This is a genomic window from Pseudomonas sp. MF08817, from assembly GCF_059862705.1.
On record NZ_JCBCUY010000057.1, the window covers coordinates 1 to 15,840 of the forward strand.

At 63.0% G+C, this 15,840-nt stretch carries 17 protein-coding genes and 1 pseudogene; 14 read left to right on the top strand and 4 right to left on the bottom strand.

Annotated features, from left to right (window positions below):
* The 14 genes and pseudogenes from AC19YR_RS23365 to AC19YR_RS23430 form a co-directional block, all read left to right on the top strand.
* Positions 1–118: pseudogene (locus AC19YR_RS23365) on the top strand (IS30 family transposase); the annotation flags it as partial.
* A gap of 7 nt (positions 119–125) precedes the next feature.
* A complete protein-coding gene (locus AC19YR_RS23370) occupies positions 126–503 on the top strand; it encodes a hypothetical protein (protein ID WP_500600321.1) in 378 nt (125 codons plus the stop codon).
* Complete coding sequence (locus tag AC19YR_RS23375) at positions 478–885, top strand: type II secretion system protein (protein WP_095110942.1); 408 nt, start codon at positions 478–480, stop codon at positions 883–885. Before AC19YR_RS23370 ends, AC19YR_RS23375 begins: the two co-directional genes overlap by 26 nt.
* Positions 872–1,393 (top strand): type II secretion system protein, encoded by a 522-nt coding sequence (locus AC19YR_RS23380; RefSeq protein WP_176465162.1) that lies wholly within the window; start codon positions 872–874, stop codon positions 1,391–1,393. Before AC19YR_RS23375 ends, AC19YR_RS23380 begins: the two co-directional genes overlap by 14 nt.
* 74 nt (positions 1,394–1,467) lie before the next feature.
* The gene (locus AC19YR_RS23385; RefSeq protein ID WP_176465163.1) at positions 1,468–3,015 is read left to right on the top strand and encodes a lytic polysaccharide monooxygenase; all 1,548 of its coding nucleotides are present in this window, start codon (positions 1,468–1,470) and stop codon (positions 3,013–3,015) included.
* Between the two features lie 283 nt (positions 3,016–3,298).
* On the top strand, positions 3,299–3,742 hold the full coding sequence (gene gspG, locus AC19YR_RS23390) for a type II secretion system major pseudopilin GspG (RefSeq protein ID WP_500600322.1): 444 nt from the start codon (positions 3,299–3,301) through the stop codon (positions 3,740–3,742).
* Between the two features lie 33 nt (positions 3,743–3,775).
* Positions 3,776–4,246, top strand: a complete 471-nt coding sequence (locus AC19YR_RS23395; RefSeq protein WP_095110945.1) for a transglycosylase SLT domain-containing protein — start codon at positions 3,776–3,778, stop codon at positions 4,244–4,246.
* The gene (locus tag AC19YR_RS23400) at positions 4,243–5,427 is read left to right on the top strand and encodes a type II secretion system F family protein (protein ID WP_500600323.1); all 1,185 of its coding nucleotides are present in this window, start codon (positions 4,243–4,245) and stop codon (positions 5,425–5,427) included. The genes AC19YR_RS23395 and AC19YR_RS23400 overlap by 4 nt, the downstream gene beginning before the upstream one ends.
* A gap of 3 nt (positions 5,428–5,430) precedes the next feature.
* On the top strand, positions 5,431–7,068 hold the full coding sequence (locus AC19YR_RS23405) for a GspE/PulE family protein (RefSeq protein ID WP_500600324.1): 1,638 nt from the start codon (positions 5,431–5,433) through the stop codon (positions 7,066–7,068).
* Positions 7,049–7,786: a hypothetical protein gene (locus AC19YR_RS23410; RefSeq protein ID WP_500600325.1), complete on the top strand. Its 738-nt coding sequence runs from the start codon at positions 7,049–7,051 to the stop codon at positions 7,784–7,786. The genes AC19YR_RS23405 and AC19YR_RS23410 overlap by 20 nt, the downstream gene beginning before the upstream one ends.
* Positions 7,783–8,349 (top strand): hypothetical protein, encoded by a 567-nt coding sequence (locus AC19YR_RS23415; protein ID WP_256576652.1) that lies wholly within the window; start codon positions 7,783–7,785, stop codon positions 8,347–8,349. Before AC19YR_RS23410 ends, AC19YR_RS23415 begins: the two co-directional genes overlap by 4 nt.
* A 4-nt stretch (positions 8,350–8,353) precedes the next feature.
* Entirely contained in the window at positions 8,354–8,908 is a 555-nt protein-coding gene (locus tag AC19YR_RS23420; RefSeq protein ID WP_500600326.1) for a GspMb/PilO family protein, read from the top strand.
* A complete protein-coding gene (locus AC19YR_RS23425) occupies positions 8,905–9,405 on the top strand; it encodes a hypothetical protein (RefSeq protein ID WP_500600327.1) in 501 nt (166 codons plus the stop codon). Before AC19YR_RS23420 ends, AC19YR_RS23425 begins: the two co-directional genes overlap by 4 nt.
* Before the next feature lie 30 nt (positions 9,406–9,435).
* Complete coding sequence (locus tag AC19YR_RS23430) at positions 9,436–11,397, top strand: secretin GspD/PilQ domain-containing protein (RefSeq protein WP_500600328.1); 1,962 nt, start codon at positions 9,436–9,438, stop codon at positions 11,395–11,397.
* A gap of 194 nt (positions 11,398–11,591) precedes the next feature.
* On the opposite strand, the gene AC19YR_RS23435 is transcribed toward AC19YR_RS23430, so the two are convergent.
* From AC19YR_RS23435 to AC19YR_RS23450, 4 genes are all read right to left on the bottom strand, one after another.
* The gene (locus tag AC19YR_RS23435; RefSeq protein ID WP_500600329.1) at positions 11,592–12,701 is read right to left on the bottom strand and encodes a hypothetical protein; all 1,110 of its coding nucleotides are present in this window, start codon (positions 12,699–12,701) and stop codon (positions 11,592–11,594) included.
* 55 nt (positions 12,702–12,756) lie between these two features.
* A complete protein-coding gene (locus tag AC19YR_RS23440; protein WP_500600330.1) occupies positions 12,757–13,866 on the bottom strand; it encodes a hypothetical protein in 1,110 nt (369 codons plus the stop codon).
* Positions 13,863–15,485, bottom strand: coding sequence for a hypothetical protein (locus AC19YR_RS23445; protein ID WP_500600331.1), 1,623 nt, complete (start codon positions 15,483–15,485; stop codon positions 13,863–13,865). The genes AC19YR_RS23440 and AC19YR_RS23445 overlap by 4 nt, the downstream gene beginning before the upstream one ends.
* Positions 15,482–15,840 (bottom strand): hypothetical protein (locus AC19YR_RS23450; RefSeq protein ID WP_256576670.1); only part of this gene is annotated, 359 nt, incomplete at its 5' end. The genes AC19YR_RS23450 and AC19YR_RS23445, both read right to left, overlap by 4 nt.

Consider the following 15,840-nt stretch of genomic DNA (forward strand, 5'->3'; position numbering starts at 1 on the left):
GACCGTCGAGGCGGTCAGTCGCGTGGTAACGAAGATCAATTTACGCCCGCGAAAACGCCTGGGCTGGAAGACGCCGTACGAAGTTTATGCAGGGGTGAGCGTTGCACTTATGTGTTGAATTCAGGATGGGTAAACGCGAACGGGAAGTCGAGTTGCAACGCTCGCTGCGTGAAATTCGGCGCGCGATCGACACTTATAAAGAAGCGTCCGATGACGGGCGTATCGAAAAAAGCCTCACCGCCAGCGGCTACCCGCCGACCCTGCAAGCCCTGGTCGAAGGCGTCACCGACAAGACCGACCTCAAGGGCAAAAAGCTCTACTTCCTGCGCCGCATCCCCCGTGACCCGATGTGCCAATGCCCAGACCAGGCAGCAGCCGACACTTGGCAACTACGCAGCTACGCCAGCACCGGCGAAGACCCCTCCGAGGGAGACGATGTGTTTGACATCTACTCCCGCAGCACCCGCGAGAGCCTCAATGGAACTCCCTACAGCCAGTGGTAACGCCGCTCGCCGGCGCTCGCGCGGCCAGGGCGGTTTTACCCTGATCGAGCTGCTGGTGGTCATGGCGATCATCGCCACCCTGATGACCCTGGTCACCCCGCAGTTCTTCCGTCAACACAGCAAGGCCCAGGAAACCGTGTTGCGCCATAACCTGGCGACCATCCGCCAAGCGCTGGACCAATACCGCGAAGACCAGGGCGCCAACCCGCCGTCCCTGGAAGAGCTGGTGACCCGACGCTACCTGCGGGAAATCCCCCTGGACCCCATCACGGGCAAGCGCGACACCTGGCAGCTGGAAACGGGCGAAGAGCAAGGCCTGGGCGATGTGCGCAGTGGTGCGCCCGGCCAGGGCAATGACGGAACCGAGTATGCAACCTGGTAACGCGCGGCGCGGCCGGCGGCGCCAGCAGGGCTCGGTGTTCCTGGGCATGCTGGTGGCGGTGGCACTAGTGGCCGTGATGTTGATGCAGACCGGCACGCTGTGGTCCAGCGTGCTGCGCCGTGAACGCGAGGCGGACCTCTTGGCCCGCGGTGGGGAAATCCGCCGCGCCATCGGCCTGTACTACCAAATCGCCAATACCTACCCCAAGACCCTTGACGAGCTGCTGCAGGACCGCCGCCAGCCCACCGTCAAGCGCTACCTGCGCCGCGTCTACCACGACCCCCTCAGCGGCAAGCCCGACTGGGGCATCGTCAAGGGCCCCGGCGACACCATCATGGGCGTTTACAGCCAGGCCAAAGGCACGCCATTCAAGCAAGGCAACTTTCGCAAGGACGACCGCAACTTCTCAGGACAGAGCAGTTATCAAGGGTGGTTGTTTCTGTATAGCCCTGGACAGAGTAGCCCTCCACCGCGAAACGAAGCACCGGGAGGCCCCGCCACTGGATGACCCCAACAACGTTCGGACACAACCGTTGCGTGCGTGCGCGCAACTTTTCCTGTGATTTGAAGGTGGATTCGACAATGAAGCATTTACAGACCTATAAGCGATACCTGCTACAGGGGTTGCTGGCCGCGACACTGGCCTTGCCAGCCGTTGGCTGGGGCCACGGCGCCGTGGACATTCCCATTGCCCGCCAGGTGAACTGCAAACTGGCCGGCGGCGAATGGCAATCGCCAGACGGCTCGTCCATTCCCGACCGTGGTTGCCGTGAAGCGGCGGCAATCTTCTCCACGCCCGCCGAGCGGGCCTACCCCGCCCAGCAATGGAACGAAGTGGCCATGCTGGTACCGGACTACAACAACGACAACGCAGTAATGGCCGCCATCCCCAACGGCAAGCTGTGCGCCGCCGGGGACCCGAAAAAAGCCAGCCTGGACGTGGTCACGCCCTACTGGCACAAAACCGCGCTGACCGCCTCCGACAGCATGACGGTGCGCATCATCGGCACCGCGCCCCATGTGCCCAGCTTTGCCAAGATTTACCTGAGCAAGGCCAGCTATGACGGCACGCGCCCCCTGGGCTGGGATGACCTGGATCTGATCCACTCCGAGCGCTTTACCACAGCGCGCACCGACTGGCAGACCCAACCCACCATCTCCGGGGCCAGCGGCTTCTTCGAGGTCAAGGCTCCGTTGCCGCCCGGCCGTACCGGCGACGCGGTGGTGTATGTACGCTGGCAGCGGGAAGACCCGGCGGGGGAAGGTTTCTACAACTGCAGCGACATCACCTTCAAGGACACCGGCATTCCCGAACCGGAACTGTTCGACAAGGGCTCCTTCATCCCCGCCGAAATCCAGCCCAAGGCCGGCGACACCGTGCGCTTTCGCGTGCTGAGCGGCTCGGGCGACGCCCATGAAATCGTCGATGTGAAGCAAGCCATCACCGCGCAAAACACCCACCCCAATGTCTGGGGCAAACAGATCTTCAACAAGGTCCCACCCTCGAACGTGGTGATTGGCGAGGAGCCCATGAGCCGCGCCAAGCAACACGGCATAACGTTCAATGAGAGCGATTGGCGGGCCAACTCGGTGTTCGTGCGCAACCGCAACGACTCCCCCGCCATGAGCATCAGCAGCGGCGGTGAACCCGAACCGGTCAACCCAAACCCACCGATTGTGGTGATCGAGGGCCCAACCACCGTCAAGTCGGGCGAGCAGTTCACCCTCGATGGCAGCAAAACCCAGGGCCAGAACGGCAACGGTAGCCTGAGGTACCAATGGATTGCCGCCTTCGCGCAGATTGACGGCCGCCAGCCGATCCATCAGTTCACCGCGCCCACGGTTACCACGCCCACCGCAATCTGGGCACGCCTGGCTGTTGACGACTCATCCAACCACACCGTCGCCCAGAAAACCCACAACATCACGGTCACCCCCTCCACCGGCGGCGGCGATGACTTCCCGGCCTACAGCCCCGGCACCAGCTACAAGCCGGGGGATAAAGTGTCCCACAAGGGCAAGAACTACCAATGCCGGGACTTCCCCAACAGCGGATGGTGCGGGCAGTCGCCAACGCACTATGAACCGGGTGTAGGTTCCGATTGGAGGGATGCCTGGAACCCACTTTGAATTGCAAACTTTGATCCAACTTATGGCGCCGCACTTATGTGCGGCGCTTTAGTCCCAGCACGCTTTTTATATTCAATTATCTCATTACAAAAATAGCCAGGCGCTATAACTAACAATGGAACTTTGTTATTTCCCATCGCTGCTATAGTCAGTACTGATACAGGGACGCTTAGTTGTACTAATGGAGCAGGGGCAACAGTTCTGCCGGCGGTGCCCGTTGCATAACGGGCCGGGAGAGTTATACACAACCGCCTACCTTGGCACTCCCAGCAGGGTAACTTTCATGAAGCCGATATCCTTGTCACGCGCGTCCCATTCCCGTCGCACCCGTGGTTTCACCTTGCTGGAACTGCTGGTGGTGCTGTTAATCATCGCCCTGCTGGCCGGGTATGTCGGGCCGAAAATGTTCGATCGCCTGGAACTGGCCAAGGTGCAGACCGCCAAGGGCCAGATGAAATCCCTGGGCGACGCCCTCAACCAATACCGCCTCGACAACGGCCGCTACCCCAGCGAAGCCCTGGGCCTCAACGCCCTCACCGAGCGCCCGGCCAGCGAACCGGGCTGGCACGGCCCCTACCTGCCCAAGAGCGTGCCGCCCGACCCATGGAACACCCCCTACCAATTTAAAAACCCGGGGGCGGCCCATGAGGTGGAAATCATCTCCCTGGGCCGCGATGCCAAGGCCGGCGGCGAAGGCACCTCCGCCGACATCGTCCACGGCCTCTGAAGCCTGGGCACGCCCATGCCCAAGGGACTCGCCATGACCCTGCGCCGACTCGCCATCGCCCTGTTCGCCAGCCTGCTGGCCAGCACCGCCCAGGCCACCTGCTGGCAAGCGGCGGGCAGCCGTTACCACATCGACCCACTGCTGCTGTATGCCATCGCCAAGGTGGAATCGGGCCTCAACCCCGGCGCGCGCAACCTCAACCGCGACGGCAGCTACGACATCGGCCTGATGCAGATCAACAGCCGCCACCTGCCGCGCCTCGCCGCCTACGGCATCGACGAACACAGCCTGCAATCGCAGCCCTGCACCAGCGTGATGGTGGGGGCGTGGATCCTCGCCGAGTTCATTCGCCAGTCTGGCTACGGCTGGCACGCGGTGGGCGCCTACAACGCCGGCACCCGGCCGCAAGGAGATGCCCGCCGCGCCCGCTACGCCGAGGCGGTGTGGCGCTACTACGGCCAGTTGTCGCTGGCGCGCCAGCAACGGGCGGTGCCCACGCCATGAACGAATTCGACGCCCGCGTACTGCGCCAGGGCCATGTGCAAAGCCTGCGCATCCAGGCCCTGGACCTGGCCCAGGCGCGCCAGCAATTGCAGGCCGATGGCAGCCACGTCATCTCCCTGCAACAACGCCGCCAACTGAAGTGGCAGGGCCGTGGCGCCAAGTTCGGCCTGGGCCTGTTCATCCAGGAACTGGTGGTGCTGCTCGACGCCGGGCTGGTGCTGGTAGAAGCCGTGGAGACCCTGCGCGACAAAGCCGCGCCGGGGATCAACCGCCAGGTCCTGAGCGAACTGCTGGACGCCATGTACCAGGGCAACTCGCTGTCCAAGGCCATGCAGATGAAAGCCGCGCTGTTCCCCTCGCTGCTGATCGCCACCGTCGCCTCCTCCGAACACAGCGGCCAGTTGTCCATTGCTTTGCGCCGCTACCACCACTTCGAGGCGCACCTGGAAAAGGTCAAGAAACGGGTGAGCGGCGCGCTGATGTACCCCTTGGTGGTGCTCAGTGTCGGCGCGCTGATTTTGCTGTTCCTGCTGTTTTTCGTGATCCCGCGTTTTGCCTCGGTGTTCGACTCGGTCGCCGACCTGCCGGCCACGGCGCGTTTTATGGTGTGGTGGGGCGCGTTGGTGGAACAGCGTGGCCTGGCGCTGCTGGGCGCGACGCTGGCGGCCCTCGTCGGCCTTGGCCTGCTGATGCGCACCGCCGCCTTCAAAAGCCGCGTGGCGGCGTTGTTCTGGAAGGTCCCCAGCCTCGGGGCTCAGCGCACCCTGTTTGTCCTCGCCCGTTTCTACCGCACCGCCGGCATGCTGCTGATGGGCGGCATGCCGGTGGTGATGGCGGTGGAGTTATCGGGCGCGCTGCTGCCCGCCGAGCGCCAGGGCGATTTGCACCAGGCCATGACCGACATCAAGGCCGGCCAGCCGCTGTCCACCTCCCTGGCCCGCTACCAACTGACCACCCCCGTGGCCGAGCGGCTGCTGCGGGTAGGCGAGCAGAGCGGCGAACTGGCGGCCATGTGCGAACGTATCGCGCAGTTCCACGACGAGGCGCTGGAGCGGGCCATCGAATTGTTCAGCAAGGTGTTCGAGCCGTTGCTGATGCTAGTGGTCGGCGGCTTGATCGGGCTGATCGTGTTCATGCTGTACATGCCGATCTTTGAATTGGCCGGCTCAATTCAGGGGTGAGTGATGAGCGACCTATGGCACGCCTGGCAGGCCCAGGCACTTGAGCAAGGCCAGAGCCTGCCGGATTTTTTGCACGCTTTGCTCAGCGCCGAGCCGCAGCAACTGGAGGCCGTGGCCGCAGGCGTGGGCCTGCTGGCAATCCCCGCCACCGCGTTGGCCGAACATTGGCGCTTCGACCTGCTGGCGCTGCCCCAGGCGCTGATCCACGACTTGTTGCCTATCGACTGGCAAGGCGCGCCGTGCCTGGTGTTGGGCGAACCGTTCTCCCTGGCCGCGCGCAACTGGGTGCAAGCCAGTGCGGCCCTGCGCGGCCTGCCCCTGGCCATGAGCCTGCCCGGCGCGGTCAAGGCGCAACTGACCCTGGCCGAGGCCAGCCAACGGGTGATGCAACCCTTTGGCGGCGACGACGAAAACGCCCGGGTCATGCAGGCTGCCCAGGAGATTTCCCTGAGCAGCATCGCCCGCGACGACAACCCGGTGGTGCGCCTGGTCAACTCCATGCTGTTCGACGCCTTGCAAAGCCACGCCAGCGATATCCACGTGGAATCCACGCCCCAGGGCCTGGTCATCAAGTACCGCATCGACGGCGTGTTGCAGCAGATGGGCCAGGCACCGGGGCTGGACATGGCCGAGCAGGCGCTGTCGCGGCTCAAGGTGTTGTCGGAGCTGGACATCGGCGAGCGGCGGGTGCCCCAGGACGGGCGCTTCAAGGTGCGCATGCAGGGCCGCGAGGTGGATTTCCGGGTGTCGATCATGCCCAGCATCCACGGCGAGGACGCGGTGCTGCGGGTGCTGGACAAGTCCCAGCGCGGCGAATCCCTGACCCTCGACACCCTGGGCCTGGACGCCGACACCATTGCCCGCATCCGCACCCTGGCCAGCGAGCCCTACGGCATGCTGCTGGTCACCGGCCCCACCGGCAGCGGCAAATCCACCACCCTCTACGCGGCACTGTCGGAAACCAACACCGGCGAGAAAAAAATCATCACCATCGAAGACCCGGTGGAATACGAACTGCCCGGCGTGCTGCAAATCCCGGTCAACGACAAAAAGGGCCTGACCTTCGCCCGCGGCCTGCGCTCGGTGCTGCGTCACGACCCGGACACCATTCTGGTGGGCGAGATCCGCGACGGCGAAACCGCCGGCATCGCCGTGCAAGCGGCGCTCACCGGGCACCTGGTGATGTCCTCGGTGCACGCCAACAGCGCCTTCAGCGTGCTGGAGCGTTTTATCTACATGGAGGTGGAACCGGCCAGTTTCGTCGAGGCCCTCAACGGTGTCGTGGCCCAGCGCCTGGTGCGGCGCATTTGCAGCGAGTGCGCGGTGGAAGCCAAACCCGACCCTGAACTGGTGCGCCTGGCCAAGCTCTCACCCCAGCAACTCAAGCAGGCCCATTACCGCGTCGGCACCGGGTGCGAGGCCTGCCGCCACACCGGCTACCGCGGGCGCCTGGCCCTGGCCGAAGTGCTGAGCGTCACCGACAGCATCAAGGAAGGCCTGCTGCACCGCAGCTCCGCCGCCGCCCTGCGCGAGCTGGCGCTGGAATCGGGCCACGTGTTCATCCGCGACATCGCCCTGGCCCATGCGGCGCTGGGCCACACCACGCTGCGGGAGATTCACCGTGTCATCTCTTTGTATTGAGCACGCTGTGCTACTGGGCGGCGAAGGCACAACCTGGGCCGCCCGCGACCGCTGGCGCGAGGGCCCGGTGTGGCACGCCCAGCACAACGGCGAGCCGCTGGAAGCCTGTGCCGAGCTGCTGGAACAGGCACCACGCGGGCGCCTCAAACGCCTCGACCGCGCCCACGTGCTGCTGGGCTTTCCCCATGTGCACTACCTGATGCTGCCCTGGCAGGACCGCCTCTACAGCCCGGATGACTGGCAAGGCTTTGCCCGCGCCACCTTCCTGCAAGACGCCGGCGTGGACCCGGCGCAGTGCCAGGTGCAAATCGCCAGTGCGCCGTTCGGCGCCGCACGCCTGGCGGTGGCCACCCCGCTGGAGTTGCTGCACGCCTTGCGCCTGCTGTTCCAGGCCCAACACCTGCCGCTGGGGACGTGCCTGCCGTTGCTCACCGCCACCGCCCAGCGCTACTGGCAGCAACTGCCCGCCGACGGCGTATTGGCCGTGCCCGAGGCTAGCGCCCTGAGCTGCCTGTACCTGCATGGCGGTGAAGCGACCCAGGCCTGCGCCCTGCCGGTCGCCCCAGGCACGCCGCTGCACAGCAGCCTGTTCGCCGCCGCGGTGCTGAGCGCCGAGAACCCTGCCGCGGTGGTCGTCGCAGGCCCGCGCCCGCCCACCGCCAGCGACGGCCACTGGCTCGGCCCGCTCCACCCATGGATGCAGGAGGACGCCGGATGATCGCCCCCCTGCGCGCACGCCTGCACCGACACTGGCAGCGGGCCCGCGCCGGCCAAGGCCCGCGTGTCGACTTCCAGCGCCAGCACCTCGCCCACAAAGGCCTGGTGGCGGTGCTATGGCTCCTAGCCTTGGTGCTGGCGTTCATCGCCTGGCAACACTGGCAGGCGTTGCAGGCGCAACAGCGCCACACCGACGAACTGGAGCAGCACTTCGTGCAGTTAGCGCGGCAACAGGAACGCCTGATCCAAGCCGCGATCCGCACCACGCCGCAGCAGAAAAAACAGCTGGCGCTGTTCGCCGAGCAGGCCCTCACCCCCTTCCCCTTGCTCGACACCCTGGGCCAGGCGTGGCTAAAGGAAGTGGCCGTGACGCGAGTGGAGGTCAACACCCTGACCCGCGAACTGAACCTGGACCTCGAAGCGCGGGTGCTGCGCGATGCCTTTCGTTTTGTCGAGCGCCTCAAGGCGCAACCCAACCTGGCCGTCAGCCTGCAACAAAGCGCACGCAAACCCAACGACCCGGCGCGGCCGGTGGTCGTCAAACTGAACATCCGCGGGCAATGACGCCATGAACCGCCTCCCCCGCGCCCTACAACCCGAGCCTCTGCTGGCGCGCCTGCGCTGGGGGTTGATGCTGGCGCGCCAGGCCCTGGGTTTTGCCGGAGGGTTGGCGTTGCTGGTGATCGCCGCCGCCGTGCTGATCGACATCGGCGTCACCGGCCCGGCGCGGGCCCAGGACAGCGTGCGCCGCGCGGAGCTGGAAAGCGCCATCGCCGCACGCCCCCAGGAGGTCTTTGTCACAGAACCCTCGGCGGTCAATAAACTGCCCACCGCACAGGCCTTCGCCATGCGCCTGGAGCGGGTGTTGAGCCTGTTGCAAGAACAGGGTTTCAGCATCGACCAGACCAACCTGGCCTACTCCAGCCCCGGCGACGCCCAGGTGCAGCGCCTGGAGGTGGAAATCCCCGTGACCGGGAGCTACCCGGCGCTGCGCAGGGCCCTGGACGACATCGTTCAGCAACCGGCCGTGCGCGTGGAAAACCTGGTGCTGGAGCGCAAGGACATCACCGCCAGCCAACTGGCGATCAACCTCAAGGTAAGCCTGTTGGGGGTGCTCGAATGAAACTGCCCCTGTACTTGCGCGTGTTGCTGGGGCTGACGGTGCTCGGTTGCGCCTGGCTGTTTTGGCAAGACAGCCCCCCGCCACCGCAGGAAACGCCCGCGCCCAACACCCGCCCCACGCCCGCGCCAGCCCCGGACGACAGCCCCCCTCCCGCCAGCGACAGCGCCGAGGCACTGGCCAGAGTGGACATCTTCCCCAGCCAGACCTGGATGCCACCGCCCCCCGCCGCCGCCCCGGTGAGCCAGGCACCCCGCGCGCCACCGTTCCCGTTCACCGTCAGCGCCCAGTGGCGCTACCAGAACCAGGCGAAAATCGTCGTCCTGCAAGGCCAGGGCACGCGCTACACCCTGTGCCGACGCTGCGCGGTGCCCGGGCATATCGAACCCGGCGGCAAACTCGATGCGCACTATCGGCTGGAAAAACTCAGCGACAGCGCCGTGGTCATCCAGTACCTGCCCCTGGGCCAGGTGACCACCCTGCGCCTGGATTCACCTTGAGCCTCACGCAGGCAAGCGAAGAGAACGATCATGGCGACCCGTACGTTCATCTCATTAGCCCTGGCCCTGGTGCTCCTGCCCGGTTGCGAAACCCGCCGCGCCCTGGAGGAAAGCGACGAACTGCGCCAACAAGGCGATTTGGTGCGTTCAGTGGAAGTGCTCCAGGCTGAAATGAAAGACAACCCCGACGACGTGCAATTGCGCACCGCCACGTTCAGCAAGCTGGAGCTGCTGGTGGCCCACTACAGCCGCGAGGCCAACAACGCCCTGATGCGCGGCGACGATGCCGGCGCCATCGCCGCCATGCAGACCATCCTCAAGTACGACCCCAGCAACCTGGGCGCGCGCCAGGAAATCCAAAGCATCGAGACCATGCGCCAGTTGCGCCCACAGTTGCAGCAGGCCTACGCGATAAAAGACTCCAACCCCCTGGAGGCCCTGCGCCAGGTGCGCCAGATCATCGCGCAAAAACCCAACTACCGCGCCGCCCTGGACCTGCGCAACCTGCTGACCCAGGACCTGGTCAAGGCCGACAACCTCAACCCGAACCTGAGCGAGGCCATGCGCAAACCGGTGAGCCTGGAGTTCAGCTCCCAGAGCCTGACCACGATTTTCGAGACCATCGCCAAGCTCTCGGGGGTCAACTTCGTCATCGACAAGGACGTCAACCCCGGCGCCACCGCCAGCCTCACGGCCAGCCGCACCACCGCCGAAGACGCCCTCAACCTGCTGCTCTCGACCCAGCAACTGCAAAAGAAAGTGCTCAACGCCAACACCTTCCTCATCTACCCGGCGCGCCCGGACAAAGAGCGCGAATACCGCGAACTGGCGGTGCGCACCTTTTACCTGAGCCACAGCGACCCGAAACTGATCGCCGCCGAGATCAAGCAAATCCTCAAACCCAAGGAAGTGCTGGTGGACGAGCGCCTCAACGCAGTGATCGTGCGCGACGGCCTCGACACCCTGGGCGCCGTGGAAAAACTGGTGGAAGCCATCGACATCGCCCAGTCGGAAGTAACCATCGACATCCAGGTGCTGGAAGTCAGCCTCACCGACGAAATGAACCTGGGCATCGCCTACCCCGAAAGCATCGGGGTGTCGGTGGGCAACTTCGCCAACCTGCCCGCCGTGATGGCCGGCACGCCCATCAGCGCCCTGCGCGGGATCAACGGCGACAACATCCTGCTGGACGCCGGCAGCACCTCGGCGCGCATCAACATGCTGCAACGCAGCGGCAACACCGTAACCCTGGCCAACCCCCGGGTACGGGTGAAAAACCGCGAAGAAGCCTCGGTGAACATCGGCGACAAAATCCCGGTGGTGACCACCACCACCGCCAACCAGATCACCACTTCATCGGTGACCTACCAGGACGTGGGGCTGCAAATCAAAGTCAAACCCAACATCAGCCTGAGCGACGAAATCAGCCTCGACTTGTCGGTGGAAATGAGCCACATCACCAAGCGCATCGCCGGCTCGGAGAATGTCCCGGCCACCTTCGAGCTGGGCTCGCGGGCCACCAAAACCATGCTCACCGCACGCAACAACGAAACCCAAGTGGTCTCGGGGCTGATCCGCACCGCCGACATCGACGAAGGCTCGGGCCTGCCGTGGCTGAGCAAAATCCCGTGGATAGGCAAACACCTGTTCGGCACCAACCTGGGCACCCAGCAAAAAACCGAAATCATCCTGCTGCTCACCCCGCGCATCGAACGCAACCTCGACCTGCCGATCTCCCAGGTCAGCACCTTCAGCAGCGGCACCGAAGCGCGCAGCTCCACCGAAGGCATGATCTTGCGCGACACCCGCGACATCAAACTGCGCTCCACCGGCACCGGTGCCTTCAGCGGCGCCATCCCCCCGCCCATGCAACAACCCGACGCCAACTGGCAACCCCTGCCGCCCCCCGTCCCCCAACAAGTGGCCCCACCCACCGTGCCACCGCCGCCAACACCCCCAGCGCCAGCCACACCCGCGGCCCCGAGCCCATGAGCCTGGCCCGAAATCGAGGTCGGCGGGTTTGGCCCCATCACGGGCAAGCGGAGCGCCGCCTGGCCCGTTCCCACAGATGAACTGTGCTGTGGCTGGGATTTTCATTTTTCGTCTGTGGGAGCGAGCCTGCTCGCGATGGCGGCACTGAGTGGCGGTGACGAAGGGCAGGGGGAAGACAGTTGCTCCCACAGGGCTCAACTCAGTGCTGGCCTGGACTGATCCGGGCTCCAGAGCCAGAAGGTGTAGCCGTAGTCGCCTTCCAGTTTGGGAAAAATCGCGCCATCACGGAAATACTGCCGCGAACCCTCACGGGCGGGGCTGAACCACCAACCGGCGTGGGGGCAAGGCTCACCGCTGGCTTTGCGCGGCGGGTGCTGCGGCTCGCTGCCGGGCGCGTCGGCCATGGCGTCGGGGTCGCTGTCTTCGAACTCGCCTTCGAGAAGTTCGACGAAGTACCACTTGCAGGGACGTTCGGTGAAGGCTTCCTCTACTATTTTTTGTCGTGCCGGGTGCTGGATATTGGGAAAAATGCTGGTGTACTGGCGTTGTTGAGCAAACTGCAATAACCCTGCTTCGTCGCTCCATAAATTTCTGCCAACTACTTTCAACACATCAAGGCCAATTTCGCTGAAGGTTTGGCATTTTTTTAGTGGTCGAAACATGCCAATCCCCCCTCCTGTCCAACCAAACTGCAAAGCGCCGAAGGGATCATCTTGAGGTAAGTACACGCCGGTCCGAGGAGGAACTTGTCCCGTTTTACCTTCAATGTCGAAGTGAACTTTGAACTTGGGTAATTTATGGAAGCACCCTTTTACTTCTCGCCACGCGACCCAAAATGTGAAGTCTCGCCAGCGTTGCTCCATAACTCCATCAATGTTGAACCCGTGGGAAAAAACCTCGTTGGCACGTTTGCGAAACGCTTTCTCCTGTTCTGCGGTGGCCCATTGCATTGAAAACTCGCCCAGCATATGGGCGCATTGATTGGTTCCCGTGATGCCGTAGCACTGGTCGGCGCGTTTGGCCATATGCCACATGGTGCTTTGCCGATAGGCAATCAAGGCCGGAAAACCGCCGGTGCTCCAGTTGGCTGCGGTATCGCGTACACCCCAGCGTTCGCTGACCATCAGGGGGTCGAGAATCGAACGGCGCTCCAAAAGCATCTCAGCCATGACGATCAACTCTTCGATCTTCGGCAACAACGCGTCCAGGTAACTTTGCGACGAGTAGTAATAGAGCATGGCTGCCTGGCGTTTTTGCCAAAGCGACAGGTGATAAGTTGGGGTCATCGGATAAAGAGCGTTCATGTTGTGTGCCCGGGCAGTGCAGACCAGACGGGTTCACCTGGCCTGCATTTAACGATCAAAGTGTTGGCCTGGACTGATCCGGGCTCCAGAGCCAGAAGGTGTAGCCGTAGTCGCCTTCCAGTTTGGGAAAAATCGCGCCATCACGGAAATACTGCCGCGAACCTTCACGGGCGGGGCTGAACCACCAACCGGCGTGGGGGCACGGCTCGCCGCTGGCTTTGCGCGGCGGGTGCTGCGGCTCGCTGCCGGGTGCATCGGCCATGGCGTCGGGGTCGCTGTCTTCAAACTCACCTTCGAGAAGTTCGACGAAGTACCACTTGCAGGGGCGTTCGGTGAAGATTTTATTGCCCAGTTGGTAGTAAGCAGGATCCTCTGAGTAAGGGAAAACATTGGCATGGCGTGGCTGCCTGACGAAGTTCAACATCGCAGAGGCGTCTACCCATAGCTTGGCCCGTCCCACCGAGCTCAATGCCTCCAAACCAATATCGTTAAAGGTTTGGCATTCTTCCAGGGGCTTGAAGAAGCCCTCCCCCCCTCCAATCCAACCAAACTGTAGTGCGCCATTGGGATCATCTTGAGGAATGTACACACCCGTGCGAACAGGTACTTTCCCCGTCTCACCTTCAATATCCAGATGAACTTTAAACTTAGGCAATTGCGGGAAGAGCTCTTTGACTTCTTGCCATGCAAACCAAAAAACAGCGTCGTTCCACGATCGTTGCATAACGCCATCAATATCATAGCCGTACCGAAATACTTGCTCTGCACGCTTACGAAACTCGTTTTCCTGTTCTGCAGTGGCCCATTGCATCGAGAACTCGCCCAGCATATGGGCGCATTGATTGGTGCCCGTGATGCCATAGCACTGGTCGGCGCGCTTGGCCATATCCCACATGGTGTTTTCCCTGTACTCGATCAAGGCTGGAAACCCGCCGGTGCTCCAGTTGGCTGCGGTGTCGCGCACGCCCCAGCGTTCGCTGACCATCAGGGGGTCGAGAATCGAACGGCGTTCTAAAAGCATCTCGGCCATGACGATCAACTCTTCGATCTTCGGCAACAACGCGTCCAAGTAACTTTGCGACGAGTAGTAATAGAGCATTGCTGCCTGGCGTTTTTGCCAAAGCGACAGGTGATAAGTTGGGGTCATCGGATAAAGCGGATTCATTTTTTAAACTCCGTTACTTGGCCGGGTAAGTTGGGCAGGCCGAGGCGCACGTTATTAAGTTGGGTATCAAAGTCGGTCATGCCCCAGGCGGTATCAAAGGGGCCGCTGATGGCGGGGTGATTGATTTTTTCGCGCAGGCACTCATAGAACTCCTGTTCTTCTGGCGACATGTTCTTGTAACGCTCGTAGTTCATGTCCGGGGCAGGCTCCATGCGACCGGTCTGGCGATCCACGCGGTAGTAGGTCAGGGTGTCGAAGGCTTCAGCGGTACTTTCGCCGGCGCTGTTGCGGATGAACTTGGCATCGAACTTGATTTGCTCCCAGCCGCCCTCTAGATAGCGATCCGGCAAACCAGCCTTGGGCGCTTTGACCTGGGACGCCGCGGGGCCTTTCCAGACCTTGAGGGTTTCCCCGGCCTTGAGTTCGTACACCACGAACTGGCCATTGACGTTCCAGTCCGGCCACACCGCCAGGTACTTGCGCCAGGCAGATTTGGGGTTGGCTGAATCCATGATTTGCTTGAACACGGCTTCCGTGACCCAGTCCTGGGCGCTGGCGACACTGCCGGGGCCTATGATGCGGTAAAGGCGTAGAGGACCGACCAGTTCAACTGCCTCCAATCCCTTGGCAAAGGTTCTGATCTGCTTATCATCGAGGCGCGGAAAGCCTTGCTCAACTTTCTCGTTGACATAATTGAGGCGAAATTTAGGATCAAGGGGCTTGAATTTTCCCGGCTTCCCCCGACTCAACCACCCCGGCAACGGCTTCGCATCCCGCATCAATTTCACCGCCAGTGCCTCGGGCAATCCGCCGTGAAAGTGCACATTCACCGTGTTCAGGATCGCCCGATGCTGCATCAGGTCTTCCATTTCCAACCGGCGGATCACGATGTCGAGGGCGTCGCGTATCGGTTGCAACGCTTTGCCGATATGGGCATTGGCCTGTAGGCGCACGGCCTTGACCATGTTCAGGGTTTGCTCGGCCTTGGCGGCGGCCCCGGGGACGTATTTGACTTTGCCCAGCAAGGTGTTGAGCAGGGCAATGCCCCGGTCGAAGGCGTGCAGTAACCTCAAGACGTCTATCTGATTGCGCACCTTCTTGATGGCGTCAGCCAGTTCCTTGAACACCTGGCCCCACTTGAGAGCATCCCAGTACGTCATCACCTCCTTTTTACGCAGCAAGGTAATGACCCAGGTCATCGCCTCGTCCACGGCCTTCTCCACGGCATGGCCACCGGAGCGGCGGATAAACAGGAAGAAGATTTTCAGCACACCTTTAACCAGGGAACCGAGCACCGGAAACAGGCCGATCAGGGTCAGGCACAGGCCGACCCAGGCCCAGGTGTTGCTGTGGTCTTTTTGCAGTTCGCGGCAGTTGGCGACCAAGTCGCGCATGTCGCAGATCTGGTCCACCAGCGGCACCATGGAAACCGCCGCGTCGAAGGCGATTTGCCCGGTGCTGCGGTCTTGGTTGAAATCCCCTTGGATCGCCTCCCACACCCAAAGGGCGGTATCGACACTGGCGTCGAAGAGTTTTTCCGGGGCGCCGGTGATGTACGCCAGGGCGACGCGCATGTTGTCGGCGGGGACTACAGGGTCGGTGTTGGGGGGTTGGTTCATGTGCGCTCTCCTGATGTTTGCGGTGTCTCTGCGCAGGCCTGTTCCAGGGCCCGATGCGCGGGTTCCTGCGCGCCGGTTGCCAGCGCGTAGTTCACGTAAGCCACCTGCTGCGGCGGCACGTTGTCGTGGCGGGCGTCGCCTTGGGGCTTCAAGTTGCCCGCGTGTTGGGGGCCCTTGTGTTGCTGAATTTGATAGCCCGCCTCGCGAATGCCTTGACGGGTTTGCTTGTCTCGATAGTTCACCGCCACCCACTGCGCCGCCGGCCCCGGCATGGCCTGCGACCTGGGCAGTGCGGGTATTTGCGGCTGGTTGTTTGCCCCGTTCAGCAACGGATGCTCGCTGCCCTTGACGCTGA